The organism is Streptomyces sp. NPDC012510, from assembly GCF_042955065.1.
In the GTDB taxonomy this organism is placed as follows: domain Bacteria; phylum Actinomycetota; class Actinomycetes; order Streptomycetales; family Streptomycetaceae; genus Streptomyces.
Map to the genome: position 1 here is coordinate 51,209 of NZ_JBIBEN010000006.1, position 26,344 is coordinate 77,552.

The window sequence follows — 26,344 nt, forward strand, 5'->3', positions numbered from 1 at the left end:
ATCACTCATGACGCGGTCATCCAGCGGTCCCGGAGCCCCGCGAGCACCGCCACCGAGACCGCCAGCAGGACCAGGCTGAGGGAGATCGCGGCGGCCGGGTCGCTCTGCAGGGCGAGATAGACGGCGAGGGGCATGGTCTGGGTACGGCCGGGGAAGTTCCCGGCGAAGGTGATGGTGGCGCCGAACTCGCCCAGCGCCCGTGCCCAGGCGAGCACCGCGCCGGCCGCGATGCCGGGGGCGATCAACGGCAGGGTCACCCGGCGGAACGCCGTGAAGCGGGAGGCGCCCAGCGTGGTCGCGGCCTCCTCGTAGCGCGGGTCGGCGGCCCGGAGCGTGCCCTCGACGCTGATGACGAGGAACGGCATCGCCACGAACGCCTCGGCGATCACGACCCCGGGGGTGGTGAAGGGCAGGGTGACCCCGAACCAGTCGTCCAGCAGTCGCCCGACGACCCCGTTGCGGCCGAGCGCCATCAGCAGGGCAACACCGCCGACGACCGGGGGCAGGACGAGGGGGAGGGTGACGAGGGCCCGTACGAGACCGCGGCCCCGGAACTCCACCCGGGCCAGCAGCCAGGCGAGCGGCACCCCGAGCACCAGGCTCACCACCGTGGCCAGCGTCGCGCACATCAGCGACAGTCGCAGCGCCTCCCACACCGCCGCGCTGGTGAGCTGCTCAGGCAGGCTCGACCACGGCGCCCGTACGAGCAGCGCGACCAGCGGCAGCACCAGGAAGGCGAGGCCCAACAGGGCGGGCAGGAGCAGCGGGACGGGGACCGAGCCGCGCGGACGCCGCGCCTGGGGTGGCCGCCGCGCCTGCGGCCGCGGTGCCTGGGGTGGCCGCCGCGCCCGACCTGCTGCGGTGCCGCTGGAAGGGCTGGTCACGGCTTCAGGAATCCGGCCTCGGTCAGGACCCGCTGCCCCTCCGCGGATCGCACCAGTTCGACGAACGCCTTGGCGGTGGCCGGGTGGGGCGCGTCCTTGAGCAGGGCGATCGGGTAGTCGTTGACGGCGTCGGCCGATTCGGGGAAGTCCACGCCCTCCACCTTGTCACCCGCGGCCTTCACATCGGTCTTGTAGACGACCGCCGCGTCTGCCTCGTTCAGTTCCACTTTCGTCAGGGCCGCCTTGACGTCCTGCTCGTACGAGACGGGCGTGAGGCTCAGCCCACTCGCGTCCAGTGCCTTCCGCGTGGCGGCGCCGCACGGCACCTCCTTGTCGCACAGCACCACCTTGAGGCCCGGCTCGGTGAGGTCCTTGAGGGAGGCGATCTTGTCGGGGTTGCCCGGCAGGGTCGCGATCTCCAACTGGTTGCGGACGAAGGTGGCGGGGGTGCCGGAGGCGTCGCCCGCGTCCGTCACGATCGCCATCGTCCTGGGACTGGCGGAGGCGAAGACGTCGGCCGGGGCGCCACCGGTGATGCTCGCGGCGAGGGAGTCGCTGCCGCCGAAGTTGAAAGTCACCTTCGTGCCGGGGTGTGCCTCCTCGAACCGCTTCCCCAGCGTCGTGAAGCTCTCCTTGAGGGAGGCGGCGGCGAACACGGTGACCGTGCCGGAGAGCTCGTCCGAGGCCGCCGACGCGGAGGAGCCCGCCCTCGTCGACGAGGCGTCCGAGCCGGACGACGAACAGGCACTCAGGGCCAGCAGCGCGGCGGCGCTCGCGCCGATGGTCCGTAGCGCGGATCGGTTCATCACGGTTTGCCACTCCCTGGTGCGACGCAGACGCGGATGCCAGCAATTCTTGCGCATCTGCCAGCCATCATCCCCCTGTAGCATCGCATGAGCCATGCCCCTGGGCGTCCAGAGTAGGTATATGCGATCCTGGGGGAGGGTGGTCACGTCCGGTCGATGTGCACGTTCGTGGACTTCACCCGGGCCGTGGCCTCCATACCGACCTCCAGGCCCAGCTCCTCCACGGCCTCCCGGGTGAGCAGGGAGACCAGGCGGTGCGGGCCCGCCTGGATCTCCACCTGGGCGGCCACGTCTCCGAGCTTCACGGCGGTGACGATGCCGGCGAAGGCGTTGCGGGCCGAGGTGTACGGAATGTCGGCGTCCTCGGCGGTGTCCGAGGCCAGCTCCACGGAGAAGGCCGCGAGGTCCTTCCCGTCGATGAGCCGACGTCCGCTCTCGTCGCGCCGCGTCGCCACCCGGCCCGCGTCCGCCCACCGCCGCGCGGTATCGGGACTCACCCCGAGCAGCCGCGCGGCCTGACCGATCGTGTAGGACTGCATGGCGCCAAGATATGCGCCCCCGCGGCCCCTCTCGGCTTCCGTGCGCGCCGCCGGGCGGCCCTCTCGGCTTCCGCACGCGCCGCCGGGGCGCCCGCTCGCCTACGCATGAACGATGGAGCGGCCGGGGCCATCGGGTTCGGCAAGTCAGCCAAGCCCGCCGGCCGGCCGGTGCCGTGCTGGTCGGGAGCGTCCGGATCTGCGTCGGGGCGGGCTGGTCGTCGGGGAGGAGTGGTCGGGCGACCAGCCCGGAGGCGAGTGCCGTGGCCCGTGAGGGGACCGGTCAGTCGACACGGGCGAAGCGGCGCCCAGCGAGGAGCAGCAGAAGCAGCGGCGGGGTCACGACGAGGGCGAGCTCCAGGAGGACCGGTGGGGTCCAGCCCCACCACTCGGGGCCCGCGTGGAACCAGGCCGGGGCGGCGTCGGCGGAGGTCGGGGCGGGCATGGTGCGGCGCAGGGCGTCGACGCCGTAGCTGAGCGGGTTGGCGAGGACGGCGGCGCCGAGCCAGGGCGGCAGGCCACCGACCGGGAAGAGCGCGCCGGACAGGAGCATCGCGGGGGCCATCGCCAGCCCGGACACGATCTGGAACGTCTGCGGCCGCCGGATGCACACGGCCGCCGAGACCCCCAGGGCGGTCAGCGCGAACGCCAGCAGGGCGGCACCGCCCAGGACCAGCAGCAGCCGGGGGCGGTACGGCACCCCCAGCGGCCCGGCGAGGGCGAGGACGGGCAGCGCGTACAGGGCACCGGTCGTGGCACCGCCCAGGCAGATCCCCGCCAGGACCGCGCCCCGCCGCACCGGCGCCACCAGCATCTGGCGCAGGAACCCGGACTGCCGGTCCGACATGATCACCGTGCCGACGGCCACGGCCGGGCCTTGCACGACCATCAGCAGCGTGCCGGGGAACAGGAACGCCTGATAGTGCCCGAGATCGCCACCGGCCGAGCCGATCCCGTTTCCCAGCACGAACAGGAACAGCAGCGGCGCCGCCAGCCCCATCACCAGCCGGGCCCGGTTGCGCAGGAAGCGCGCCATCTCCCGCCGCCACAGGATCCGCACGGTCCGCAGATCGCCGGCGAACGGCACCGCGCGGCGGCCGGCTGCCCGGTCGGCTGCCCGGTCGGCGGCACCGGTCGCCTCGGTGCCGAGGGCGGGAGCCGGGGAGAGGCGAGGGTCGGGGGAGAGGCAGGGATCGACATCGGGGTCGGGTTCCGGGAGGGAGCCGGGCGTGGCTGCCGACGGCATGGGCGGGCCTCCTCGGGAGGTCGGCGGCGAATGTGAGGACCGGGGGACGGGGAAGGCGGACCCTAGGACCGGATCGTGCGGCCCGTGTGGTGCAGGAACACGTCGTCGAGAGTGGGGGAGGTGACCGTCACCGAGCGGACCGGGACGGTGAGCGCGGCACAGAGCCGGGGGACGAGCGCGGCGCCGTCGGGCGTGCGCAGGCGTACGCCGTCGGGGCCGGTCTTCGTGGGCAGGCCGAACGACCGGTGCACGGCCTCGGCGACGAACTCGTCGTCATCGGTGCGCAGGGTGACGACGTCAGCGCCCACGACCGCCTTCAACTCCTGCGGCGAGCCCTCCGTGACCAGTGCGCCGTCGTCGAGGATGGCGACACGGTCGCAGTGCTCCGCCTCCTCCAGATGATGCGTGGTCAGGAAGACGGTGACGCCATGTTCCCGGCACAACAGCCGCAGGTGGTCCCGGACGGCGGCCCTGGTCTGCGGATCGAGACCGGTGGTGGGCTCGTCGATGAAGAGCACCCGCGGTCCGTGCACCAGCGCCCTGGCGATCTCCAGGCGGCGACGGGTGCCGCCGGAGAGCGTACGGACGACCTGGCCGGCCCGGTCGGCGAGACCCATCGGAGCGAGCAGGGCCGTACTCGCCGCGCGGGCCGCCGCGCCCGGCAGCCCGTACAAGTCGGCCTGCAGCAGCATGCTCTCCATGACCGTCAGATCCCGGTCCAGGGTCTGCTCCTGGAAGACGACACCGATCCGGCGCCGTACCCGCGTGGCCTCCCGGACCACGTGCGCCCCCGCCACCCACGCGTCGCCCAGGGTGGGGCGCAGCAGGGTGCAGAGCATGCCGACGGTCGTGGTCTTGCCCGCCCCGTTGGGGCCGAGGAAGCCGAAGGTGCGGCCCGCCGGGACGGTGAGGTCGAGTCCGACCACGGCCTCGCGCGTCCCGTAGAGCTTGCTCAGTCCCTCGGTGCGTACGGCGATGTCGTCGCCCGGCACGACAGCCCCTCCTCCTACGAGCGCGCCCGGGGCGCGACGGTCATGATCAGCGGGATGCCCGGCCTGAGGGGCAGATCGTCCACCGGACGGCCCTCCGCCTCCACCCACACGTGGGCGACCATCGGGACCGTACGCATCCCCGTGCGCCAGGTGGGCCACACGCCCCGGGCGCGGCAGAGCAGTGCGGTGGCGATCGAGCGCGGCAGACAGCCCTGGCCGGCGCAGCGCACACTCACCGCGACCACTTCGGCGCGGGCGCGGGCGGCCCAATTCCGGCATCACGCTCATCGACCCCCTGGTGTGTGCCCGATCGGAAAACATTTCCCGGACGACGTCCGAGATCGGGACGTCCGAGATGGGGACGTCCGAGATGGGGACGTCCGGGAATGGGTGACGTCCGGGAATGGAGAGAGACGAGATTCCGGTCGCGGCAAGGACTTCGGGAATCCGGCCCGAAAAGGGTGGGGTGTCGACGTCCCGGCCGTGACCCGTCGTCGGGTTCGACGGGTGGTGGATCTCGTCAGCGGATGTTGTGCTGGGCGGGAATCTCGAAGAAGTTGAGCCGCAAGCGGTGGTCAACTCCGAGCATTCGGCGACTGGGCCACCGCCGGCGGCTCGTACACGGCCTTCTCGTCCCTCTCGGGCTGCTCCATCGCATGTCTCCTTCCGTGAACGGACGGAAATTTCGGATACATGCTGCGATGCGGGAGGAGTGGTCCACAAGGGGAGATTTCCGCCGCCAAGGATGGGCGAATGCCGAGCGGATATTCGAGTTTGTGGATGCTTCTGTGCTCGTGCGGGGGGAAGCGGGTAGGGGTTCCGCTCGCGCGGGCGATGGTGAACCCTCGGACCGCGTGATGTCCAGCGCCCCGAGGACTCACCGTTCCCAAACCCGCCACCCCGGTGATTCGTCCTCTCTCCGGGCGGCCTTGCGTACCGGTGAGATAATTCATCGAGCCATGGCCGCCTTTCTTCCTCCTGTAATCCGACAATGGCCGAAAGGGTTGGAGAAGGGCTCACCGCAACGTGGTCATGAACTTCCCCAGCCGGGCGATCCCCTCCCGCAGTTCCTCCGCCGAGGCCGCGTACGACAGACGGACGTGCGTGTCGGCGGTGTGCGTGCCGAAGTCCTTGCCAGGGGTGAGTGCCACGTGCGCCTCGCGCAGCGCCCGCTCGCAGAACTCCCACGAGCCGAGCCCGGTCCCGGTGACGTCGAAGTAGACGTAGAACGCCCCGTCGGGCGGCACCGGCACCGGCAGCCCCATCCGCGCGAGCCCGTCCAGGACGAGCGCCCGCCGCTCACCGAACTCCACCCGACGGGCTTCGCAGACCGCCAGGGACTCGGGGGTGAAGCAGGCCAGGGCGGCGTGCTGGGCGGGTGCGGAAGCGCAGAGGAAGTAGTTCTGGGCGAGGCGTTCCAGTGCCGGTACAAGGGGCTCGGGGACGACGCACCAGCCGAGCCGCCAGCCGGTCATGCCGAAGTACTTCGAGAAGCTGTTGATGACGACGGCACCGGGGTCGTACGACAGCGCGCTGCGCGGCGGCCGGCCCCGCTCGTCGTGGTCGCCGAGGTCGAGGTAGATCTCGTCGACGAGGCGCCACGCCTCGCGCTCGCGGGCCAGTTCACAGATCGCGGCCAGCTCGTCGGCCGGCACGGAGGTGCCCGTGGGGTTGGAGGGCGTGGCGGCCATGACGCCTCGCGTGCGGTCCGTCCAGTGGCCGCGGACCGAGGCCGCGTCGAGCTGGAAGCGGGACCCGGCGCCGGTGGGGACGAGGGTGACCTCGGCGCCGAAACTCTCCATGATCTGCCGGTTGCACGGGTATGAGGGGTCGCCGATGAGGACCTCGTCACCGGGGTCGACGAGCGCTGCGGCGGCCAGCACCAGTGCGGCCGAGGCGCCGGCCGTGACGACGACCCGGCCCGGATCGACCTCGACGCCGTGCCGGTCACCGTAGAACCGTGCGACGGCCTCCCGCAGGGCCGGCAGTCCGAGCGCGGCCGTGTATGCCATCGGCCGCCCGTCCATGACCTCCCGCATCGCGTCCAGAACGGCCGGGGGCGCGCCGAAGTCCGGTTCACCGAGGCTGAGTTTGACGACGTCATGGCCCCGGGAGGCCAACTCGGCGGCCTGCTTGGCGAACTCCATGGCGTAGAAGGGCGCGACGGCCCGGGCCCGCCGTGAGATCCGCGTGCCGCGCATGTCCTGCGTGTCGCCCGGACCACCTGGCGAACCGGCGGTGCCCGCATGATGGGCGTCGTTCACATTGCTCATGCCGCCATGCTGCGGCCCCCAGGGGGTTCGGGGCCAGTGGCGTCCACGGCGGACCGGGCGGAACAGGGGCGAGGCCCAGGACGGGGGGTGTCCCGGGCCTCGCGGGCGCACCCGGGGCACGGGTACGCGAGGGAGGGGCAGCCGGCGCCGTGACCAGCGGGCCGGCGGGTGCCACGCATCAGCGGGTCGGCCTCCGCCGTGACCGGAGCGGCGGCCGCTGTCGCGCGGCCGACGGCCGACCTGCGTGGTGACCGGAAAGGTCAGCCCCGTTGTGATCGGTGGGACGGCCTGTGTCGCGACCGGAAGGTCAGCCCCGTTGTGACCCGTGGGCCGGCCGGTGCCGCGACCGGAGGTCGGCCTCCGCCGTGACGGTGGCTCAGCCGAGGTTCTTGAGAGCGGCCTTGTAGCTGGTCTTCGTGCCCGAGACGGTCTGCGCCTTGTAGACGGGCTTGCCGAAGGACTTGACCTGCGGGACGGCGGCCCACGAGGTGCTGGCGCCGAAGCCCTTCACGGTGACGCGGCCGGGCTTGACGGCGATGGCCGCGTTGACGTTGGTGACCTTGGCGCTGGCCTTGGCCTGCTTAGGGCCCTTGCCTGCGGTCGGGTAACTGACGGTCAGGGTCTCGCTGGTGACCGGGATCCGGAAGATCTCCTGGGTCACCGTGAAGCGGACCGTGGCCGTACGGTTCTTGTCCTTGGCGACGCTGGAGGACGCCTTGGTGACGAAGCGGACTTCCTTGTTGTACTCGTCGGTGATGCTGACCGGCTTCCCGACCGGTGCCGCCACCTTGCCGAGCAGCGCCTTGTAGATCCTGCGGTCCTGGAGGTCCTTCACGAAGACGGTCTGCTGACCCCTGCTGAGGCTCAGGAACCTCTTCAGCGTCTGCTGCGCCGCCGGAGTCTTCTGCGTCTTGAGGTACTTGGTGTACGCGGCGACCGTCAGTTTGGCCGCCGATTTGGCCGGGGCCTGCTCCACGGCCTGGGCGGCGGGCGCGAGAACAGCGAGACCGGCGACCGTGGCGATGGCCGCGGTCGTCAGTCGACCGGTGGTGGACGTAAGCATGTGGGCTCCCCGTTGACGCGTGCGTTCATCTGCGTCAACGACCCTATGGGCCGGGCCCCCAGCCCGAAATTGTCCCTCCAGCCAGTACCCGAAAGGACACTGCCCGATCGGACAGGGGGGAGCAGGAACCGCCCCGGGCTCGGGCGCCCACCGTGTCAGGCGTCCGGTTGAGCTGGGACGGACCGAGCAGTCGACCGGGGCGGGACCCCGAGGTCCCGCCCGTGGTCCGTGTGGCCCGGGGTCAGGGCCACACCAGGCAGTACGGCTGGTGCCCCGCCTCGTGCAACCGGTGGCTGAAGTCCTGCCACTCGTGGAGGAGTTGGTAGACGTTGAACGCGTCGCGGGGGCCGCCGCGGTCCGGGACCGTCGACCAGATGAAGGCGGCCGCGCCCACCGCTTCCTCGCCGATGCCGCGCAGGGGGTCGACGACGGTCATCGGCAGCTTGACGACCGCGTAGTCGGGGTGGAGGACGACCAGTTCGAGCGGCGGCACCTTGTGGAGGGGGACGCCTTCGATGCCGGTCAGCACCATCGCGGCCATCGTCTCCGGCTTGATCTTGGTGAACATGCCGTTCATGCCGAGCTCGTCGCCGCCGAGTTCCTCGGGGCGCATCGAGATCGGGACGCGGGCCGCGGTCGCGCCGTCGGGCGCGCCGAAGTATTTGTACGTCACCCCCACCCGACCACCATTCCCGCTCCCCGCCCGGAGCCGGTTGACCACGTGGTCCAGGCCCTCCACACGGTCCGCGCGGTCCGCACTCCCGATGCGGTCCGTACGGTCCTTGCGGTCCGCACGGCCGTTCCTGCGTTCCGCGCGAGTCCTGCGATCCACCAGGTCAGGCCGGTCCATCCGGTCCGTCTGATCCATTCCGTCCACACGATTGACACGATCCACATGATCGGCACGATCCATACGGTCCATACCGTCCATACGGCTGCGCCGCCCGATCCGCTCAGAGCCGCCGCCCTGGATCCGGTCGGAACCGCCGGACCGGCCCCGGTCGGAGCCGTCCTCGGCCCGGTCGGAGCCGCTCTGGATCCGGTCGCCTTCGGTAGCGGTCCGGTCGGCATCGCCCTGCGCACCGCGTCGACGACGCGGACGCGGCGAAGTCTCCTCCGGCTGCTGGTCCGAGTGGTGTGTGCCGTGCGCACCCTGCGGACCGTACACGCCCGGCTGACCCTGTGCAGCGTACGGGGGCTGTGACCCAGGCAACCCCGGTGATCCCGGTGACGCCGGGGGGACCGGCGGAGCCGGTGGCACGGGGGGTACGGGAGGTCCCGACGGTGGCACGGGCATTGAACCCCGCGACGAGGGCGACGACCCCGGCGGCACGGGCGACGGTCCCTGCGGTGCCGGGCCGACAGACCCGGCAGACCCGACGGCCCCGGCAGACTCGACGGACCCACCAGACCCGGTCGATCCAACCGCTCCAGCCGACCCGCTCACCTCGCCCGGCAGTCCTCCCGGCCCGCCCGGCAACCCGGACCCACCCGGCAGTCCCGCCAGTCCCGGCCCGCCGCGGTCCGGGGACGCGCCCCGGTCGGTCGAACCGCTCCGGTCGGTCGAGCCGCCCCGTTCCTGTCGTCTCTCCGCGGTGTCCTCCGCCTCGCGCCGGTGCCTGCCCCGCCGGGCACGACGAGGACCGAGGTCACCGGTCCCCTCGCCCAGTCCGCCACCGCGATGCATATCTCCACCCGAACGCATTTCTGGGCCGCGTGACCCCCGCCGCGCAACCCGATCATCGTGTCAGTGACCTCCCCCGCGACCGCCCGCCGAAACGTGCGCGCAAACACCAGTCGGCAGGATCTCCGGAGCCTCTGACACCATGGCCTGTGTGAGCTATCCGTACGAAGCCCCAGTTTCGCAGACTCTTTTCGAGCGCGCGGCGGCCGTCACGCCCGGCGGCGTGAACTCTCCCGTGCGCGCCTTCCGCGCCGTGGGCGGTACGCCCCGGTTCATGGTGTCCGGTACCGGTCCGTATCTCACCGATGCCGATGGACGCGAGTACGTAGATCTTGTGTGCTCCTGGGGTCCCATGATCCTCGGGCACTCCCGTCCCGAGGTCATCGCCGCGGTCCAGGAGGCCGTCTCGCGCGGCACCTCGTTCGGAACGCCCGGCGAGGGCGAGGTCGCGCTCGCCGAGGAGATGGTGGACAGGGTCGGGCCGCTGGAGCAGGTGCGGCTCGTGTCCAGCGGGACCGAGGCCACCATGTCGGCGATCCGGCTCGCCCGCGGCTTCACCGGCCGCACCAAGGTGGTGAAGTTCGCCGGGTGTTACCACGGTCACGTCGACTCGCTCCTCGCGGCGGCCGGCAGCGGGGTCGCCACCTTCGCCCTGCCCGACACCCCCGGGGTCACCGGCGCCCAGGCCGGCGACACGATCGTCCTGCCCTACAACGACCTCGACGCCGTACGCGCCGCCTTCGCCGCCCACCCCGGCGAGATCGCCTGCGTCATCACCGAGGCCTCCCCGGGCAACATGGGCGTCGTACCGCCACTGCCGGGCTTCAACCAGGGCCTCAAGGACATCACGGCCGAGCACGGCGCCCTGTTCGTCTCCGACGAGGTCATGACCGGCTTCCGGACCAGCCGGGCCGGTTGGTTCGGGATCGACGGGGTCGTGCCGGACCTCATGACCTTCGGCAAGGTCATGGGCGGTGGCTTCCCCGCCGCGGCGTTCGGGGGCCGCGCCGACGTGATGGCGTGCCTCGCGCCCGCCGGGCCCGTCTACCAGGCCGGCACACTGTCCGGGAACCCGGTCGCGACGGCCGCCGGGCTCGCGCAGCTTCGGCTGCTGGACGAGGCGGCGTACGAGACGGTGGACGCCGTGTCGGCCCGGATCCAGGGCCTCGTCACCGAGGCGCTCACCAAGGAAGGCGTCGCGCACACGCTGCAGAACGCCTCCAACATGTTCTCCGTGTTCTTCACGGAGACGCCCGTGCGGAACTACGAGGAGGCCAAGGCGCAGGAGTCGTACCGCTTCAACGCCTTCTTCCACTCGATGCTGTCGCAGGGTGTCTACTTGCCGCCGTCGTCGTTCGAGTCGTGGTTCGTGTCGACCGCGCACGACGAGCGGGCGGTTCAGCGGATCGCCGACGCCCTTCCGGCGGCGGCGCGGGCAGCAGCGGAGGCCACAGCGGCATGAGTGACATCACCGTCGTCCATCTGATGCGGCATGGCGAGGTCGCCAACCCGGACGGGATCCTGTACGGGCGGCTCGCCGGCTATCACCTCTCCGACCTCGGCCGCCGGATGGCCGACCGGGTCGCCGAGCATCTCGCGCCCCGGGACGTGACGCACGTCGTCGCCTCCCCGCTGGAGCGGGCTCAGGAGACGGCCACGCCGATCGCCAAGGCGCACGGGCTCGACCTCGCCGCCGACGCGCGGCTCATCGAGGCCGACAACGTCTTCCAGGGCAAGACCTTCGGTGTCGGCGACGGCGCGCTGAAGCGGCCGGAGAACTGGAAGCACCTGGTCAACCCCTTCAAGCCGTCCTGGGGTGAGCCGTACGTCGAACAGGTCGTCCGGATGATGGGGGCGCTCGACGCGGCGAAGGACGCGGCGCGGGGGCACGAGGCCGTGCTGGTCAGCCATCAGTTGCCGATCTGGACCGTCCGGTCGTACGTGGAGAAGCGCCGCCTCTGGCACGACCCGCGCCGGCGTCAGTGCACCCTCGCCTCCCTGACCACGTTCACATACCAGGGCGACAAGATCGTGTCGGTGGGTTACAGCGAGCCGGCCCGTGACCTGGTGCCCGCCCACCTCCTGGCCGGTGCCAGGCCGGTCAAGGGACAGGGCAAGGGGCAGGGCAAGGCGTTCGGGGCGTGAGCGCTCCGCGCCCCTGAGCAGTCCGGGGCGTCACCGGAGATCACAAGGAACCGCCGGGGCCGTATGTCGCTCTCTAGACGTACGGCCCCGTCCCATGTGTGACGTACCTGAGCGTATTCAGTCAAATACTCTTAAATAAGTGCCAGGTATGCGGAACTCTTGCGTCCCCCCAGGCCTCTAAAACGGTGTGCTTCACGCGAACGAGGACGTGAACTGATCAAGGGGGCGCAATGCGTGAAATGACGCGAAGGGGGATGCTCGGGCTCGGTGTGGGTGCTGCCGCCGGCCTGGGGCTGACCGGGTGCGGTACGGGGCTCGGGGACGAGCCGACTCAGGCCGGTGGGTCCGGTGGCGGCAAGGGGAAGGGCAAGGGCAGGGCGAAGAACCCGGTGAAGCTGCTGGGTGACGGGTCGACCGCCTACACGGGAAAGCAGCCGAACCAGCCGGAGAAGCCGCGGCCGTTGGCGCCGGGTGAGACGCCGCCGCAGTTCGTGGTGTTCTCCTGGGACGGCGCCGGCGATGTCGGCAACGGCCTGTTCGAGCGGTTCCTGAAGGCCGGGCGGGACCACGGCGCCCATATGACGTTCTTCCTCTCCGGGATCTATCTCCTCCCCGAGTCGAAGAAGCGCCTCTACCTGCCGCCGAACAACGTGCCCGGCGCCTCCGACATCGGCTATCTCACGGACGAGCACATCAGGTCGACGCTGGGGCACCTGCGGACGGCCTGGCTCGACGGCCACGAGATAGGCACCCACTTCAACGGCCACTTCTGCGGCGACGGCTCCGGCTCGGTCGGCAAGTGGACCCCGAAGCAGTGGCGCAGCGAGATCGACCAGGCGAAGGCGTTCGTCAAGGAGTGGAAGACCAACAGCGGCTGGACCGACGTCGAACCCCTGCCCTTCGACTACGACAAGGAACTGGTCGGCGGCCGGACCCCGTGTCTGCTGGGCCAGGAGAACCTGCTGCCCACCGCGCGCGAGCTCGGCTGGCGCTACGACTCCTCCTCGCCCGGCGGCCTCCAGGTCTGGCCTGAGAAGAAGCAGGGCATCTGGGACCTGCCGTTGCAGTCCATACCCTTCCCCGGCCGTGGCTTCGAGGTCCTCTCGATGGACTACAACATCATGTTCAACCAGTCCCAGAACTCCACCAAGGCCCCACCCGCCAACTACCCGGCCTACCGCACCCAGGCGACCGGCGCGTACGTCGCCGGGTTCCAGCGCGCCTACGAGACCAACCGGGCGCCGCTGTTCATAGGCAACCACTTCGAGCAGTGGAACGGCGGGGTCTACATGGACGCCGTCGAGGAGGCCCTCAAGCACATTGCCCGCGCCAAGGAGAAGGCCAAGGACGGGGACATACGGATCGTCTCCTTCCGGCAGTACGTGGACTGGATGGACGCGCAGAAGCCGGAGGTGCTGGCCAAGCTCCGGACCCTCGGGGTGGGACAAGCGCCCACGGGTGGGTGGAAGGGGTTCCTGGGGGCCGGGTCAGCCGCCTGACCTGGGCGTGCGGCCAGGGCCGGAACCTGACACGGGACGGCCGTCGACCCCGGCGCAAGCCCTTGAAACGGGCATGCGAAACTTTTCACATGAGTGTCCGTACGAGCCGCAGTCGTGCCGCTTTGCCCTCCGCCGGGGCCGCCGTCCTGGCGCTGACGCTCTCCGCCTGCGCGGGCGGAAGCATCGAGGGCGGTGGCGGTCAGACCGGGTTCATCACCGGCAGCGACGGGATCGCGACGGTGAAGAAGGGGGACCGGGACGACGCACCCGATCTCTCCGGCGAGACCATCGACGGCGGCCGGCTGGATGTCTCCTCCGCCTACAAGGGCAAGATCATCGTCGTGAACGTGTGGGGCTCCTGGTGCGCGCCGTGCCGCGCCGAGGCACCCAACCTGGTGAAGGTCTCCGAGGACCTCGCCGACCAGGGCGTGCGGTTCGTCGGCATCAACACCCGCGACAGCAGCACCCGGCCCGCGGTCGCCTTCGAGGGGCAGTACAAGGTCGAGTACCCGAGCCTGTACGACCCCACGGGCAAGCTGTTGCTGCGCTTCGAGAAGGGCTCGCTCAACCCCCAGTTCATCCCCTCCACGCTGGTCATCGACCGGGAGGGGAAGCTCGCGGCGCGCACCCAGCAGGCGCTGAGCGAGGAGAAGCTGCGCGGCATGCTCGAGCCGATCCTCGCGGAGAAGTGACGTGCCGGGGACTTCCGTGTCGACCACGGCCACCGCGCTGACCACGACCGCCGCCGAGATGAACGAGACCGTCTTCAGCGGGGCGCTGCTCCTCGCCCTGCCGGTCGCCGTCCTCGGCGGGCTCGTCTCCTTCTTCTCGCCCTGCGTGCTCCCGCTCGTGCCCGGCTATCTCTCGTACGTCACCGGCGTCGGCGGCACCGATCTCGCCGAGGCCCGCAAGGGACGGATGGCGGCGGGGGCCGGGCTGTTCGTGCTCGGGTTCACCGTGGTGTTCGTCTCCAGCGGCGCGCTCTTCGGATACTTCGGGCGGACCCTGCTGGAACACCAGGCGGTGCTGACCAAGGTGCTCGGCGGGCTCATGATCGCCATGGGGCTGTTCTTCATGGGCCTGATGCCCTGGTTCACCCAGCGGGAGTTCCGCTTCCACACCAGGCCGACGACCGGCCTGGTGGGTGCCCCGATACTCGGCGCGCTCTTCGGGATCGGTTGGGTGCCCTGCATCGGACCGACCCTCGCCTCGGTCAACGCCCTCGCCCTCTCGGAGGCCAGCGCCGGTCGCGGCGCGCTGCTGATGGTGGCGTACTGTCTGGGGCTGGGCGTGCCCTTCGTGGTCGCCGCGGTGGCCTTCCGCAAGGCGCTCGGCGCCTTCGCCTGGGTCAAGCGGCACTACGCGTGGGTGCTGCGCATCGGCGGCGGCATGATGATCACGATCGGTCTGCTGATGCTGACCGGCGCCTGGGACCGCATCGTGCAGGAGATGCAGGTCTGGTCCTCCGGCTTCACCCCTGGGATCTGAGCCAATGACGACGACCGACTCGGGCCGCGAGGCCTCCGGCGACCGAGAGACCGCCGCCGAGACCGCCGCCGAGCGCACCGGGAGCGGCGGGCGCCGCCCGGCCGACGCCGCCCGGACCGCGGGCGAGGGCCGCGCGAGCGGGACGTCCGCCGCCGACCGCGCTTCCGGTGCCGAGCGGACCTCGGCTTCGGGCGACTGCGCCACCGACCGCGCCAGGGGCTCGGCCTCCGGCGACCGCGCTACCGCCTCCGCCGACGACGACGGCGGCCTCGGCGCCGCCGGATCGCAGTTGTCCACCGCGCCGCAGGAGGACGCGCCCAACCTGCCCTCGCTCGGGGTGATCGGCTGGGCCCGTTGGTTCTGGCGGCAGCTCACGTCCATGCGGGTCGCGCTGCTGCTGCTGTTCATGCTGTCGCTCGCGGCGATCCCCGGCTCGCTGATCCCGCAGAGCGGGCAGGACGAGACGCGGGTCGCCGACTTCATGGAGCGGCACGACACGCTGGGGCCGGTCTACGAGAAGCTGGGGCTCTTCCACGTCTACAGCTCGGTGTGGTTCTCGGCGATCTACATCCTCCTGTTCATCTCGCTCATCGGCTGCATCGTGCCCCGCACCTGGCAGTTCGTGGGCCAGTTGCGCGGCCGGCCGCCGGGCGCGCCCAAGCGGCTGACCCGGCTGCCCGCGTACACGACCTGGCGGACCGAGGCCACGCCGGAGCAGGTCCGCGAGGTGGCGCTGAAGGCGCTCAAACGGCGCGGGTTCCGCGCCCATGTCACCGGGGACGCGGTCGCCGCCGAGAAGGGCTATCTGCGGGAGGCGGGCAACCTCGCCTTCCACATTGCCCTGATCGTGATGCTCGTCGCCTTCGCCTGGGGCCAGCTCTACAAGTCCGAGGGCAACAAGCTGATCGTCGAGGGCGACGGCTTCGCCAACACCCTCACGCAGTACGACGACTTCAAGTCCGGCAACCTCTTCACCGCCGAGGACCTCAACCCGTTCAGCTTCGACCTCAAGAACTTCCGGGGCACGTACGAGCCGAGCGGCCCCAACAAGGGCACCCCGCGCATCTACGAGGCCTACATCGACTACGCGGTCGGCGCCGACGGCAAGGAGCAGGCGACCAAGATCGAGGTCAACAAGCCGCTGGAGATCGGCGACTCGAAGGTCTATCTGGTCAGCCACGGGTACGCCCCCGTCATCACCGTCCGGGACGGGAACGGCAAGGTCGTCTTCAACGAGGCGGTGCCGCTGCTGCCGCTGGATTCCAATGTCACCTCCTCCGGTGCGATCAAGGTCATGGACGGCTACCGCAACGCCAAGGGGCAGCGGGAGCAGCTCGGTTTCCAGGCGTTCTTCCTCCCGACGTACGGCGGCAAGAACACGGCCGTGGTCTCGCAGTTCCCCGCGGTGCTGAACCCCCGCCTTAATCTGCAGCCGTACCACGGTGACCTCGGCGTCGACTCCGGCGTGCCGCAGAGCGTGTACCAGCTGGAGAAGCGGAAGCTGACCGCGTTCAAGAACTCCGAGGGTGAGCCGGTGCGGGTGAACCTGCAGCCCGGCGACTCGATGACGCTGCCCGGCGGCAACGGCACGGTCACCTTCGACGGCGTCAAGGAGTGGGCCGGCTTCCAGGTCACCCAGCAGCCCGGCAGCGGCTGGGCCCTCGCCGGGGCCATCACCGCGATCCTCGGCCTCGCCGCCTCCCTGTTCGTCCAGCGCCGCCGCATGTGGGTCCGGGCGGTGGCCGGCTCCGACGGCGTCACCGTCGTGGAGATGGCGGGCCTCGGCCGCAGCGAGTCGGCGAAGGTGCCGGAGGAGCTGGGAGACTTGGCCGCCGCCGTGCACACCGAGGCCCCGACCGCCGCAGAGCCCGGGTCCGACAGCGAGCCCGACGCGGACGCTGACCCCGAGAACACCGTCCCCCGAACCCCCGCCGTGCCTTCCGAAGGGGCTGACAAGTGATTTTCGCCGCCGCGACGAACGAGAACCTCGCGAACATCAGCAACACGCTGATCTACTCCGCGATGGCCGTGTACACCCTGGCCTTCTTCGCGTACATCGCCGAATGGCTTTTCGGGAGCCGGAGCAAGGTCGGCCGTACGGCGGCCGCGCTGACCGCCGGTTCCGGCGCCGGAGCCGGAGCGGCCAAGAAGGCGGACGAGCCCGCGGTGACGGTGAGGAACGCCGGTGGGACGAGTGTGCTGGAGCGGCCCAAGGTGGTCGTCCGGGCCGCCGCCGGGGCGCGGGACGTGCCGGACGGGCCCGGGGCGCACGGCGGGGACGAGCAGGGAGACCTCTACGGCCGTATCGCCGTGTCGCTGACCGTGGTCGCCTTCCTCGTCGAGTTCGGCGGGGTGCTCGCGCGGGCGTTGTCCGTGCAGCGGGCGCCCTGGGGCAACATGTACGAGTTCAACATCACCTTCTCCACCGTGGCCGTCGGGGTGTACCTCTCGCTGCTCGCGCTGAAGAAGAACGTGCGCTGGCTGGGGCTTCCGCTCATCACGTCGGTCCTCCTCGATCTCGGTCTCGCCGTCACTGTCTTGTACACCGCCAGCGACCAGTTGGTTCCCGCCCTCCACTCGTACTGGCTGTACATCCACGTCTCCACCGCGATCTTCTGCGGCGCGGTCTTCTACGTGGGCGCGGTCGGCACGATCATGTACCTGTTCAAGGACGGCTATGAGAGCAAGCTGGCGAGCGGCGGCCGGCCCGGCCGTTTCGCCGGCTCGGTACTGGAGCGGCTGCCCTCCTCGGCGTCGCTCGACAAGTTCTCGTACCGCGTCAACGCGGCCGTCTTCCCGCTCTGGACGTTCACGATCATCGCGGGCGCCATCTGGGCGGGTGACGCCTGGGGCCGCTACTGGGGATGGGATCCCAAGGAGACCTGGTCGTTCATCACCTGGGTCGCCTACGCCTGCTATCTGCACGCCCGCGCCACGGCCGGCTGGAAGGGGCGCAAGGCCGCGTACATCGCGCTCATCGCCTTCGCCTGCTGGCTGTTCAACTACTACGGCGTCAACATCTTCGTCAGCGGCAAGCACTCCTACGCCGACGTCGGCTGACGTCGGCCGACGTCAGCCGACGTCAGCGTGGCACCGGGCGGCCTCCGCCGCCGGGGGCTTCGCCCAGGACCGTGCCCTTCAGTCGGTCCGGGGCGCGGTGTCGTCGGGGGAGTGGGGCGGGAGCGAGACCAGCAGGGCTCGGGAGGACGGGGTCCGGCCCGGCGTCCAGTCGCCGGTGCGGGCCAGCTCCGGCAGGGTGCGGCGGGCCGCGTTCCGTAGCGCCGGGTGCCCCTGCCCCCGCAGGGCGGCGAAGAACGCCACCGGGTCGGCCAGACCGTCGGCGCGGTCGCGCAGCACGGTCTCCAGCAGCCTCCGTCCGGCCGCCTCCTGCACGTTGTCGATCAGGATCACCGGCCGCCCGGCCCTCGGGTACGCCCTCGGGTAGGCGTCGTCGAGGTCCGTCAGCAGGGCCCGTACGAGATGGCGTTCGGCGTGGGTCCGCGGGGCGCCGGACGCTCTGAAGTGGTGGGAGAGGAGGGCGAGGCCGAGTTTGGGGTTCCCGCCCGCGTTCGGGTAGTCGCGGTACCAGACCGCGCCCCGGCGCAGCCGCCTGTGCGAGGACGACATCCCCTCGGTGAACGCCTCCAGCGCGGCCTCGATGATCGCCTCGACCACCGGGCCCTGGTGCGACACCGACGCCACCAGCCGGTCGACCACCTTGCCGGCCCACCGCCCGCCCGGCCCCGCGAGCCGGCCACCGGTGTCGCTGAGCAGCAGGATCCGCTCGGCCTCCGCCCGGATCCGGGGCAGGTCCCGCCCTCGCCACCCTTCCGCCGCGACCGCGAGCAGCCCCGACGCCAGCCGGGGGAACGCGATCCGCCCGGCCCTCGCCACCGGCTCCGCCAGCTGCTCCGCGATCACCGACAGCGCCTCGTACACGGGCGACCACGACGCCGCCGGGCGGTCCGGAGGGGGCCGGTCGAACCGCGTCTCCTCCCCGTCGATCAACGCGACGGGGGAACGACCCCGGTACGCGGTCCACAGCTCCCGCAGCACCGCGCTCTTCCCGAGCCCTCGGGCTCCCGCGAGCACCACGAACGGGAGGTCCTGCGGGGGTTGGTGCGCCGTGGGTATGTCGAAGAGGGCGCGGCTTCGTGTTGTTGCCGTTGTCATAGCTGCTGTGGGTATCAACAGCCGTGGCGGTAGGGGCTGTTGCTTCGGAGTAGGGCCGAAGCCGCCCGTTCGCTTATGACTCCGACCGAACGGCCCCATGAAGGATGCCCAGGTGGATCGGTTGATGACCAGTAGGGCGAGGAGCATGTCAACGGCGCAGCTTCGGCGACTACTCCGCTCTGGAACCGCTGGAGGACGTGCCCCTGTGACGGTCCGGGCCGAGGGCGTGGCGTACGGCGGTCAGAATGGCGTCGGTGTCGGCGCCCAGGGCGCGGGCGGAGGAGGTGAAGTCCCGGGCGAGGGTGGCGAGTTGGGTGGCGTAGGGGCGGGCCGGACCGGCCGGGGGCGCCGCGACCCGGGTGCCCGCGCCACGGCGGGTGCGGATCAGCTCGGCGGCCTCCAGCTCCCGGTAGGCGCGGGCGACCGTGCCCGGTGCCAGACCGAGGTCCGTGGCCAACTGGCGTACGGTCGGCAGCCGTTCGCCCTCGGTCAGCCGGCCGGTGACGATCAGCGCGGCGAGCTGCGCGCGGATCTGCTCGTACGGCGGTACCTGGCTGGTGGTGTCGACGCGGACGGCGGGGTCACTCATCGTCGGGGGCTCCGTCCGAGTCGGCCGCGGCCCTCTCGTCCTCGACAGCGCGGGGGGCCACGACGGTGACCAGGGACCAGACGACGGTGATCAGGTTCAGCAGGGCCAGGGGGTAGAACACCCAGAAGGTGAGCGCGCCCAGCACGCCGGTGCAGCCCGTGTCCGACAGTGCGACGGAGACCATCAGTACGGCGTAGAGCTGCTGGCTCGACACCAGCAGGCCCCAGGCCCCGGTGACCGCCCACGCGCGGTCGCGGCGCTGCTGTTCCCCGCCCGGTCCGTGGGTGATGCGGCGCAGGGCCCAGACGCAGGTGGGAGTGGCTATGGCGAGCGCGCCGAAGGTCGGGAGGCTGTAGTACAGGCCCGGCCAGGGGCTGAGTGTCTCGCGCATCCCGTTGCAGGTGGTGGCGACGACCTTCCCCGTGCTCAACACGCGGTCGGGGTCGACGGAGGCCGTGGCGGCCGTGATCACCAGCAGGGCGACGAGAGAGACCCCCTGGAGGGCGATCAGGGGGCCCATGCGCGGTGGCACATGGTCTCTGACCAGGCGCGGGGCGAGGCTCGCGGTCCGTACCGCCTCCTGGGGGCGCAGGGTCAGGGCGTCGGCCAGCAGGACACCGGCGACGGCGCACAGGCCGAAGGCCGTGATGGCGAACACGACGAGCTGCTCGAACTCGACGTCCCCGAGCGTGGACAGCGCCTCTGCGACCACGAGGCCGATGGCCAGGCCGGACCAGCGGGCGTAGTGGTCGGCGTGGTCGAGGAGCCGGCTCTGGAGCGGGGCGCGGTCGAGCGAGTCGAGCATTGGGAGATCCCCCCCGGATCATCTTGTGTCAAGCAGTGGGTACAAGATGCCGGGGGCGGGATGTTGTGTCAAACCCTCGATACAAGAGGGGCTGTCGGCCGGGTCGGTTCAGGTCACGGTGATCGAGTCCAGTTGGGCTCGCAGGTACGTGTGCGAGTCCACCGGTGGGTACGCCACCCGGCCGACCGGCGCCCGTACGGACTCGACGATCGTGCCGGGGGTGCATTCGCCGAAGTAGACCAGTGACATCAGTTCCTCGGCGGGCTCGTCGGCCGGGGGCGGCAGCACCCGGTGGCGGCCGGAACGCCAGCGGTCACCGGTCCAACGGGCCATCAGGTCGCCGATGTTGATGGTGAAGGCGGCCGGGTCGAACGGCGCGTCCTCCCAGCCGCCCTCGTCCGTGTACACCTGGAGCCCGCCCTTCCCGGCCTGCCGGTCGAGGATCGTGACCGTGCCGAAGTCGGTGTGCGGGCCGATCCGGAACTGGCCCGGCACCGGGTCGCCGACGACCTCCCTGCCCGGGTACCAGTTGATGTTGAAGCCGTAGGTCGGGTGGCTCATGTGCCGGGAGAAGAAGTCCGGTTCCAGGCCGAGGGCCTCACCGAGGAGGGAGAGCAGCTCGTTCTCCAGCTCGCCCATCCGTGCCAGGTACTCCTCGCAGAGGGGCTGGAGCTCCGGTACTTCGGTCGGCCAGACGTTCGGTCGGTACCACTCGGCGTTCACCGCCGGGTCGTCGAACGGCTCGTGGGTCGCGAACGTCAGCGACTCCTTGAGGTCCGGGGGTGTCTCCGTGCCCTCCGAGTAGCCGTTCGCCTCGGCGCCGGGGCCGAGCCAGCCGCGTCCGCCGACCTTCACCTCGTACGGCCGTTTGGCCTCGGTGGGGAGTGTGAAGAAGGTGCGGGCGGCCTCGCGGATGCGGGTCCGGAGGGTGGGGGACACGCCGTGGCCGGTGACCAGGAGGAAGCCGGCGGTCTGCAGTGCGCTGTCGACGGTGCGGGCGATGGTGGTGCGGGTCTCGGGGGTGCCGGCTCGCCAGGGGTGCAGGTCGATGGTGGGGATGCGGTCCATGGTTCAGGTTTTCCTCGCCCCCGCCGCCCCTACCCGTCCCATCCTCAAGGGGCTGCGCCCCTTCGACCCCCTTGGGCGCCTGTGCGGGTTCGGTGAGGGGTGATCGCGCAGTTTCCCGCGCCCCTACGGGGGCGGGAGGAGGGGGCCCAGGGGGCCCAGGTCCAGGTTGAGGTCTTCCAGGGTGAGGCCGTAGTGGTCGCAGAGTTCGGTCATGCGGTCGTGGAGGACCATCAGGGTCATGCCCAGGCGTTCCTCCTGTTCCTCGGTCAGACCGCCGTGGTCCACGCGGTGCAGGGCCTGCCGTTCCATGAGCTGGCGGAGCAGTTCCACAATGGTGAGGACGAGGCGGACGAGGTCCCGTTCGACGTTGTCCGGGTCGGTGCGGAGGCGGCGGGCCACGGATCCGCCCTGGTCGGTGGGCGGCGCCGGGACGTCTTCCGGGCGCGCGGGCAGCAGCGAGAACGCGCGGGTCGCGGCCTCGGCCACCTCACGGAGACGGTCGGCGTGCGGACCCTCAGGCATGGGCGTCGTCGCCATGGCCGCCCTCTCCTTCCACCGGGTGCGTCCGCTCGGGGGCCGGGTGCGTTCCCTCGGGGAGGGCGAGCGCCCACTGCTCCTCCATCTCCTCGCGGACGGCGACGATCACCGCCCGCAGCGACACCCGCACCAGATCGATGTCCGCGATGCTGAGGACGAGGTCTCCGGTGAGGACGACACCGCCGCTCAGCAGCCGGTCGAGCAGGTCGATCAGTGCGACCTGCGTCCCGCTGATCGGGCGGTCGTAGTCGTCGAACCCCGCGTCACTCTCAGCCCCGGTCATCGTCCTCCTCGGCGTTCACCGCCTTGCGCCGCTTGCGTCGGGGCTCCGCCTGCGCGCTACGGGCCTCTGTCGTACGAGGCTCCACCGTCGTACGGGGCTCGGTGCGGCTCGACAGTTCCGGCGGGGACTCCTTGACGCGCTTGCGCAACTGCTTCACCTCGGCGCGCAGACGCTCGTTCTCGTCGGCGAGGGAGCGTCGGTTGTCGGGGCGGGACGCACGGGAGGAGAGGGCCGGGTCGTGCTCCCACCAGTCGATGCCCATCTCCTTGGCCTTGTCCACCGAGGCCACCAGGAGGCGCAGCTTGATGGTCAGGAGTTCGATGTCGAGAAGGTTGATCTTGATGTCACCGACGATGACGATGCCCTTGTCGAGGACCCGTTCGAGGATGTCGGCCAGGTTCGCGCTGGAGCCCCGGTCGTACGGATAGGGGCTCCGCGACGGCGAGGGAACGGGGGAGGAGCCGGGCTGGGTCACGGTTCACTCGACCCCGCCTTCTCCCGCCCTTCGTCCTCGCCGTCTCCGTCTTCCTCCTCCTCGTCCTCGTCCTGTCTCTCCTCTCCCTCGTCTTCCTCTTCGTCGGCATCGGCTACGTCGTCCGAGGCATCCCGCCCTTCGCCGGCCTCGGAGCCGTAGTTGTCCTCGTCCTCGTCGTCCGCGGTGTCGTCGTCGGCCTCGGTTTCGTCGTCGGCCTCGGTTTTGTCCGTGGGCTCGTTCTCGTCCTCGTCCTCCTCGTCTTCCTCGTCCTCCTCGAGGTCCTCTTCGTCATCGTCGTACTCGTCCGCCGCGTCCTTGTCGTCCTCACGCCGGTCTTCGGTCTCCTCGGGGCCCTCCGGCTCGCCGTCCTCGCCCTCGTCCCGATCCTCGTCGGCTGCCTCCGGTTCCTGGACCTCGCCGTCGCGGATCTCCCCGCGCCAGCCCCCGGTGGCCTCGCCCCGTGTCATCACGAACGTGCGGTAGAGCTTGAGGTCGAGGCGCGCGCGGCGGCCCTGGGCTCGGAACAGACCGCCCACCCTCTCGACGACTCCCTTGGGGAAGTACTCCAGGACGAGGAGCACCTTGGTGAGGTTCTCGCCCAGCGGGTGGAAGGTGACGACGCCCCTCGTGGTGGCCTTCTCGCCCTCGGAGGTCCAGACGAGCCGCTCGTCGGGCACCTGTTCCGTGATGGTGCCGCGCCAACGCCGGTTCACCTTGGCGACCTTGACGTGCCAGTTGGTCATGACGTCGTCCACCTGCTCGACGCCGACCACGCCCTTGGCGAACCGCTGGAACTCCCGGAACTGCGTCCACTGGTCGTACGCCTCGCGTACCGGCACACCCACGTCGATGTCCTCGATGATGGTGTGCCCCTTGCCGCCGCCCGCCGGGGGCTTGCCGCGCTTCTTCTTGCCGGTGAGGTCCTTGGCCTTGTCGGTGACAGCGTCCTTCGCCATGCCGGTGGCGTCCTTCGCCTTGTCCACCAGGGCGTCCTTGGCGTGGGACGCGGTAGAGGTCAGCGTCCCCGCGCTCATGTCGCCCAGCCGGCGCGCCCCCTCACCCAGCCCGTGGCCCACGTTCTGGAGCATCAAGGACAGCCGTGCCTCGATGTAGTCCTCCAGCTCTTCCTTCAGCCGGTTCGTGCCCCCGTTCTGGCTGGCTTCCTCGCGTGTCCTGCTGAGGGTGCCGGTACCCGCCGAGCCGCCTTGCTCCGTTCTGCCCTCAGCCATCGTCCTGCCTCCTCGACGGTGAGCCACTGCCGCTCTTGGCGCGGGTAGCGGTGGCGGTCTTCTTCTTCGGCCGCGCCGCGCTCTTCGCCCCCGCTTCACCCTTCCGACCAGACCCAGACCCAGACCCAGACCCAGACCCTGACCCTGACCCTGACCCAGCCCCAGACCCAGAACGAGCCTCGCCGTTCGTGTCCTGCTCGCCGTTCGCGTCCTGCTCGTCCTGCTCGTCCTGCTCGTCCTGCTGGTCCTGCTGGTCCTGCTGGTCCTGCTGGTCCTGCTCGTCCTCGTCCTCGACCTCGCCCTGCGCGCCGGTGCCCTCGGCCCGTTCCCGCAGTCCCACGGTGCGTTCGTGCAGGGTTCCGGCGAGGTGGTCGGCCTTCGCGGTCAGTACGGAGGTGGCCGCCGCCTTGCCCGCGTCCGTCAGCTCCGTACGCACCTGGCGGGTGATGTTGCCGAGGAACGGGGAATCGAGTGCCTTGCCGACCTGCCCGGGCCTGACCCGGGATCCGGCCAGCGCCGCGCCGAGGCTGAGGGCGAGCTTGCCCTTCTTTGTCCGCCCCAGCAGATAACCGCCGAGGACGGCCGCGCCAATCGTGCCGTTCTTCATGATCCTGTCTCTTTCCGTGTCCACGCTTCCTTCCGTGCCCACGCGGTCACGGACCAGGCTGCGCGCCCTGCTGGAGCCGGTAGGCGCTGATCTCCTGCAGGCGGTGCAGCAGCTCCTCCTCGCGCCGCGCGAACTCCTCCTCGTCGACGCGTCCCTCGATCCGCGCCTGTTCCAGGTTCACCAGCTCCTCCTGGATGGGACCCGGGTCGTAGTACTCGTCCTCCGCGGCCTGTCTCACCTTGTCGACCACCCAGCCGACGCCCCGCACAGGAGCGAACGGCAACGACAGAATGGTCCCGACCAGTCCCACCACATCGCCTCCTCGGGTGTGTGAGAGGTCAGACGAAGCTGTACGGCGGCAGCGGGCCGCGCAGCCGCAGATTCACCCCCTCTCCCAGGGCCTCGGCCAGCTCCCCGCCCGCCTCGGCGAACTCCTCGGACCGCTCGCCTTCCACCAGGAAGGAGGCGTTCACGAAGTACTGCTGGGACGCGGGGGAGAGCCGCTCGTCCAGGCTGTACGGCCGGAGCGTGGCGAGGACCTCCTGCCCCAGCGCCTCCTCCCTGGCCTGCACCTCCTGTGCCACCAGCTCGCCGAGGGCGAGGCGATCCTCGTACGTCCCGCCGCCCTCGCGGATCGCGTCGTTCAGCTCACGGGCCCGTGAGGACTCCGTCAGGATGGAGCGCAGGAGGGCGTCCTCGTCGTGTACGCCCTTGACGTTGAACTCCGCGCGCCCGGTGAGCTCGTCGAGGCGCTGTGAGAACGCCTCGGCCCGCTCCCGCAGCAGGGCTTCGACGGCGGCCTCGTCCGGGGCGACGAAGCCGAAGCTCATCGGCAGGATGGCGCCGTCGGCCCACAGCCGTTCCTGGACGTCGTGGTGCGCCTCGACGTCACGGCGGCTGACCGACAGGTCCGCGGGGGCCTCGCTGACGACGGCGCTCAGATCGTCGCCGTTGACCGCGTGCAGTTCCGCGGGATCCTCACCGACGCCCTTGACGTCGTCCAGGCCCAGCGGATGTTCCGCCTTGGTGATCGCGTACACGTACACCGACATCGGGTCGCTCACTCCTCACGCTCTCTGGAGGAACGGCGGCTCGCGCCCCGCTCGGAGCGCACGCGCTGCCTCTCGTGTCCGGACTCCTCGTCGTCCCCGCGCCCCTTCTGCAGCGACTCGGTGACGGCCTGGACCGCGCCCGTGAGGGTCCCCTTGCTCTTGCCCCGGGCGCCCGACTCGACGGTGTTCCCGACGATGTCCGTGAGCTGGGAGGGAGCTTTGCGGCCCGATTCCAGGTCCAGCCGGTTGCACGCCTCGGCGAAGCGCAGGTATGTGTCGACGCTGGCCACCACGACCCGAGCGTCGATCTTCAGGATCTCGATGCCGACCAGGGAGACCCGTACGAACGCGTCGATGACCAGGCCCCGGTCGAGGACGAGTTCCAGCACGTCGTAGAGGTTGCCCGAGCCGCCGCCACGGGCGGCTACGGCGCCACCCTCGCCCTGCGGCACCACAGTCACGATGTCTTCCCTTCGATGAGGGAAGCCGTACGACAGGGGTTGCGAGCGTGGCTACGGCGGCAGCCGTTCAGGATTCAGCGGCGGCCGCGGTCGCGGCGGCTCAGCGGGATCCCCGGTCGACCTGCGCGCGGGTGTACCGGCGTCCGCGTTCGTACGCCAGCAGATTGCCCACGGGGTCCAGAACCACCCGGTAGCCGGCCATCACACTGGTCGTCTGCGGGATGCGCTCCAGCTCCAGGACCTCGACCTGGGCCTCCCAGCCCTCGTCGGTCGGCTTCAGCGCGGAAACAGACTCGGGAGCGCGGCCCAGTAGCTGAGTGAGCTGCTCGATCGCACTCCGCATGGCCTCGGGCGCGGAGATCCGCTCCTCGGCGGCTTCCCGCCGTGAGGAACGACGCTTCTCCGACTCCTGGCCGTTAGTCATCATCACCTTCCTAGCCTTCTTCCAT

The 26,344-nt window shown here is 70.8% G+C and carries 30 protein-coding genes; 8 read left to right on the forward strand and 22 right to left on the reverse strand.

The features are described from left to right. Positions 1 to 5: 5 nt before the first annotated feature. From modB to ACFY9I_RS12860, 9 genes are all read right to left on the reverse strand, one after another. Positions 6 to 884 carry a molybdate ABC transporter permease subunit gene (modB, locus tag ACFY9I_RS12820; RefSeq protein WP_391000528.1) on the reverse strand — a complete coding sequence of 293 codons (879 nt, stop codon included), beginning with the start codon at positions 882 to 884 and terminating at the stop codon, positions 6 to 8. Next, a complete protein-coding gene (gene modA / locus ACFY9I_RS12825; RefSeq protein ID WP_391001427.1) occupies positions 881 to 1,690 on the reverse strand; it encodes a molybdate ABC transporter substrate-binding protein in 810 nt (269 codons plus the stop codon). The genes modB and modA overlap by 4 nt, the downstream gene beginning before the upstream one ends. Positions 1,691 to 1,833: 143 nt before the next feature. After that, positions 1,834 to 2,229, reverse strand: a complete 396-nt coding sequence (locus tag ACFY9I_RS12830) for a TOBE domain-containing protein (protein WP_391000531.1) — start codon at positions 2,227 to 2,229, stop codon at positions 1,834 to 1,836. A gap of 280 nt (positions 2,230 to 2,509) precedes the next feature. Then, a complete protein-coding gene (locus ACFY9I_RS12835) occupies positions 2,510 to 3,472 on the reverse strand; it encodes an ABC transporter permease (RefSeq protein ID WP_391000534.1) in 963 nt (320 codons plus the stop codon). Between the two features lie 62 nt (positions 3,473 to 3,534). Beyond that, positions 3,535 to 4,464 carry an ATP-binding cassette domain-containing protein gene (locus ACFY9I_RS12840; RefSeq protein ID WP_391000537.1) on the reverse strand — a complete coding sequence of 310 codons (930 nt, stop codon included), beginning with the start codon at positions 4,462 to 4,464 and terminating at the stop codon, positions 3,535 to 3,537. Positions 4,465 to 4,478: 14 nt separating this feature from the next. After that, positions 4,479 to 4,700, reverse strand: coding sequence for a lasso peptide biosynthesis B2 protein (locus ACFY9I_RS12845; RefSeq protein WP_391000540.1), 222 nt, complete (start codon positions 4,698 to 4,700; stop codon positions 4,479 to 4,481). 780 nt (positions 4,701 to 5,480) lie between these two features. Further along, a complete protein-coding gene (locus ACFY9I_RS12850) occupies positions 5,481 to 6,737 on the reverse strand; it encodes a pyridoxal phosphate-dependent aminotransferase (protein WP_391000543.1) in 1,257 nt (418 codons plus the stop codon). Positions 6,738 to 7,113: 376 nt separating this feature from the next. Further along, entirely contained in the window at positions 7,114 to 7,800 is a 687-nt protein-coding gene (locus ACFY9I_RS12855; RefSeq protein ID WP_391000546.1) for a hypothetical protein, read from the reverse strand. A 241-nt stretch (positions 7,801 to 8,041) separates the two neighbouring features. Continuing rightward, positions 8,042 to 8,479, reverse strand: a complete 438-nt coding sequence (locus ACFY9I_RS12860) for a hypothetical protein (RefSeq protein WP_003974483.1) — start codon at positions 8,477 to 8,479, stop codon at positions 8,042 to 8,044. A gap of 216 nt (positions 8,480 to 8,695) precedes the next feature. Here ACFY9I_RS12860 and ACFY9I_RS12865 point away from each other — a divergent pair, with 216 nt between their 5' ends. The 8 genes from ACFY9I_RS12865 (at position 8,696) to ccsB (ending at position 17,676) form a co-directional block, all read left to right on the forward strand. Further along, on the forward strand, positions 8,696 to 9,004 hold the full coding sequence (locus ACFY9I_RS12865; protein ID WP_391000549.1) for a hypothetical protein: 309 nt from the start codon (positions 8,696 to 8,698) through the stop codon (positions 9,002 to 9,004). A 622-nt stretch (positions 9,005 to 9,626) separates the two neighbouring features. After that, positions 9,627 to 10,946, forward strand: coding sequence for a glutamate-1-semialdehyde 2,1-aminomutase (gene hemL / locus ACFY9I_RS12870; RefSeq protein ID WP_391000552.1), 1,320 nt, complete (start codon positions 9,627 to 9,629; stop codon positions 10,944 to 10,946). Then, positions 10,943 to 11,629: a histidine phosphatase family protein gene (locus ACFY9I_RS12875; RefSeq protein WP_391000555.1), complete on the forward strand. Its 687-nt coding sequence runs from the start codon at positions 10,943 to 10,945 to the stop codon at positions 11,627 to 11,629. Before hemL ends, ACFY9I_RS12875 begins: the two co-directional genes overlap by 4 nt. A 230-nt stretch (positions 11,630 to 11,859) precedes the next feature. Further along, positions 11,860 to 13,128 (forward strand): hypothetical protein, encoded by a 1,269-nt coding sequence (locus ACFY9I_RS12880; protein ID WP_391000558.1) that lies wholly within the window; start codon positions 11,860 to 11,862, stop codon positions 13,126 to 13,128. 89 nt (positions 13,129 to 13,217) lie between these two features. Next, entirely contained in the window at positions 13,218 to 13,820 is a 603-nt protein-coding gene (locus tag ACFY9I_RS12885; RefSeq protein ID WP_391000561.1) for a redoxin family protein, read from the forward strand. A gap of 58 nt (positions 13,821 to 13,878) precedes the next feature. Beyond that, positions 13,879 to 14,616: a cytochrome c biogenesis protein CcdA gene (locus ACFY9I_RS12890; RefSeq protein ID WP_391001430.1), complete on the forward strand. Its 738-nt coding sequence runs from the start codon at positions 13,879 to 13,881 to the stop codon at positions 14,614 to 14,616. A 4-nt stretch (positions 14,617 to 14,620) separates the two neighbouring features. After that, complete coding sequence (locus tag ACFY9I_RS12895; RefSeq protein WP_391000564.1) at positions 14,621 to 16,576, forward strand: cytochrome c biogenesis protein ResB; 1,956 nt, start codon at positions 14,621 to 14,623, stop codon at positions 16,574 to 16,576. Then, on the forward strand, positions 16,573 to 17,676 hold the full coding sequence (gene ccsB / locus ACFY9I_RS12900; RefSeq protein WP_391000567.1) for a c-type cytochrome biogenesis protein CcsB: 1,104 nt from the start codon (positions 16,573 to 16,575) through the stop codon (positions 17,674 to 17,676). Before ACFY9I_RS12895 ends, ccsB begins: the two co-directional genes overlap by 4 nt. Before the next feature lie 78 nt (positions 17,677 to 17,754). On the opposite strand, the gene ACFY9I_RS12905 is transcribed toward ccsB, so the two are convergent. The 13 genes from ACFY9I_RS12905 to ACFY9I_RS12965 form a co-directional block, all read right to left on the reverse strand. Continuing rightward, positions 17,755 to 18,789, reverse strand: coding sequence for a hypothetical protein (locus ACFY9I_RS12905; RefSeq protein ID WP_391000570.1), 1,035 nt, complete (start codon positions 18,787 to 18,789; stop codon positions 17,755 to 17,757). A gap of 169 nt (positions 18,790 to 18,958) precedes the next feature. Beyond that, positions 18,959 to 19,378 carry a GntR family transcriptional regulator gene (locus tag ACFY9I_RS12910; protein WP_391000573.1) on the reverse strand — a complete coding sequence of 140 codons (420 nt, stop codon included), beginning with the start codon at positions 19,376 to 19,378 and terminating at the stop codon, positions 18,959 to 18,961. Then, the gene (locus tag ACFY9I_RS12915; RefSeq protein ID WP_391000576.1) at positions 19,371 to 20,183 is read right to left on the reverse strand and encodes a hypothetical protein; all 813 of its coding nucleotides are present in this window, start codon (positions 20,181 to 20,183) and stop codon (positions 19,371 to 19,373) included. Before ACFY9I_RS12915 ends, ACFY9I_RS12910 begins: the two co-directional genes overlap by 8 nt. Positions 20,184 to 20,291: 108 nt before the next feature. After that, positions 20,292 to 21,251 (reverse strand): 2-oxoglutarate and iron-dependent oxygenase domain-containing protein, encoded by a 960-nt coding sequence (locus tag ACFY9I_RS12920; RefSeq protein WP_391000579.1) that lies wholly within the window; start codon positions 21,249 to 21,251, stop codon positions 20,292 to 20,294. 123 nt (positions 21,252 to 21,374) lie between these two features. Continuing rightward, positions 21,375 to 21,788, reverse strand: coding sequence for a gas vesicle protein GvpK (locus ACFY9I_RS12925; protein ID WP_391000582.1), 414 nt, complete (start codon positions 21,786 to 21,788; stop codon positions 21,375 to 21,377). Beyond that, on the reverse strand, positions 21,766 to 22,071 hold the full coding sequence (locus ACFY9I_RS12930; protein WP_391000585.1) for a gas vesicle protein GvpJ: 306 nt from the start codon (positions 22,069 to 22,071) through the stop codon (positions 21,766 to 21,768). Before ACFY9I_RS12930 ends, ACFY9I_RS12925 begins: the two co-directional genes overlap by 23 nt. Continuing rightward, entirely contained in the window at positions 22,058 to 22,546 is a 489-nt protein-coding gene (locus ACFY9I_RS12935; RefSeq protein ID WP_391000588.1) for a gas vesicle protein GvpJ, read from the reverse strand. The genes ACFY9I_RS12930 and ACFY9I_RS12935 overlap by 14 nt, the downstream gene beginning before the upstream one ends. Further along, complete coding sequence (locus tag ACFY9I_RS12940) at positions 22,543 to 23,775, reverse strand: SRPBCC family protein (protein WP_391000591.1); 1,233 nt, start codon at positions 23,773 to 23,775, stop codon at positions 22,543 to 22,545. The genes ACFY9I_RS12935 and ACFY9I_RS12940 overlap by 4 nt, the downstream gene beginning before the upstream one ends. Beyond that, positions 23,768 to 24,382, reverse strand: coding sequence for an ABC transporter substrate-binding protein (locus ACFY9I_RS12945; RefSeq protein ID WP_391000593.1), 615 nt, complete (start codon positions 24,380 to 24,382; stop codon positions 23,768 to 23,770). Before ACFY9I_RS12945 ends, ACFY9I_RS12940 begins: the two co-directional genes overlap by 8 nt. 46 nt (positions 24,383 to 24,428) lie before the next feature. After that, entirely contained in the window at positions 24,429 to 24,692 is a 264-nt protein-coding gene (locus ACFY9I_RS12950; protein ID WP_391000596.1) for a gas vesicle protein GvpG, read from the reverse strand. A 28-nt stretch (positions 24,693 to 24,720) separates the two neighbouring features. Continuing rightward, positions 24,721 to 25,434 carry a GvpL/GvpF family gas vesicle protein gene (locus ACFY9I_RS12955; protein WP_391000599.1) on the reverse strand — a complete coding sequence of 238 codons (714 nt, stop codon included), beginning with the start codon at positions 25,432 to 25,434 and terminating at the stop codon, positions 24,721 to 24,723. Positions 25,435 to 25,442: 8 nt separating this feature from the next. Continuing rightward, positions 25,443 to 25,889 carry a gas vesicle protein GvpJ gene (locus ACFY9I_RS12960; protein ID WP_391001433.1) on the reverse strand — a complete coding sequence of 149 codons (447 nt, stop codon included), beginning with the start codon at positions 25,887 to 25,889 and terminating at the stop codon, positions 25,443 to 25,445. A 106-nt stretch (positions 25,890 to 25,995) separates the two neighbouring features. Continuing rightward, positions 25,996 to 26,319, reverse strand: coding sequence for a gas vesicle protein GvpO (locus tag ACFY9I_RS12965; RefSeq protein ID WP_391001435.1), 324 nt, complete (start codon positions 26,317 to 26,319; stop codon positions 25,996 to 25,998). Positions 26,320 to 26,344: the final 25 nt, after the last annotated feature.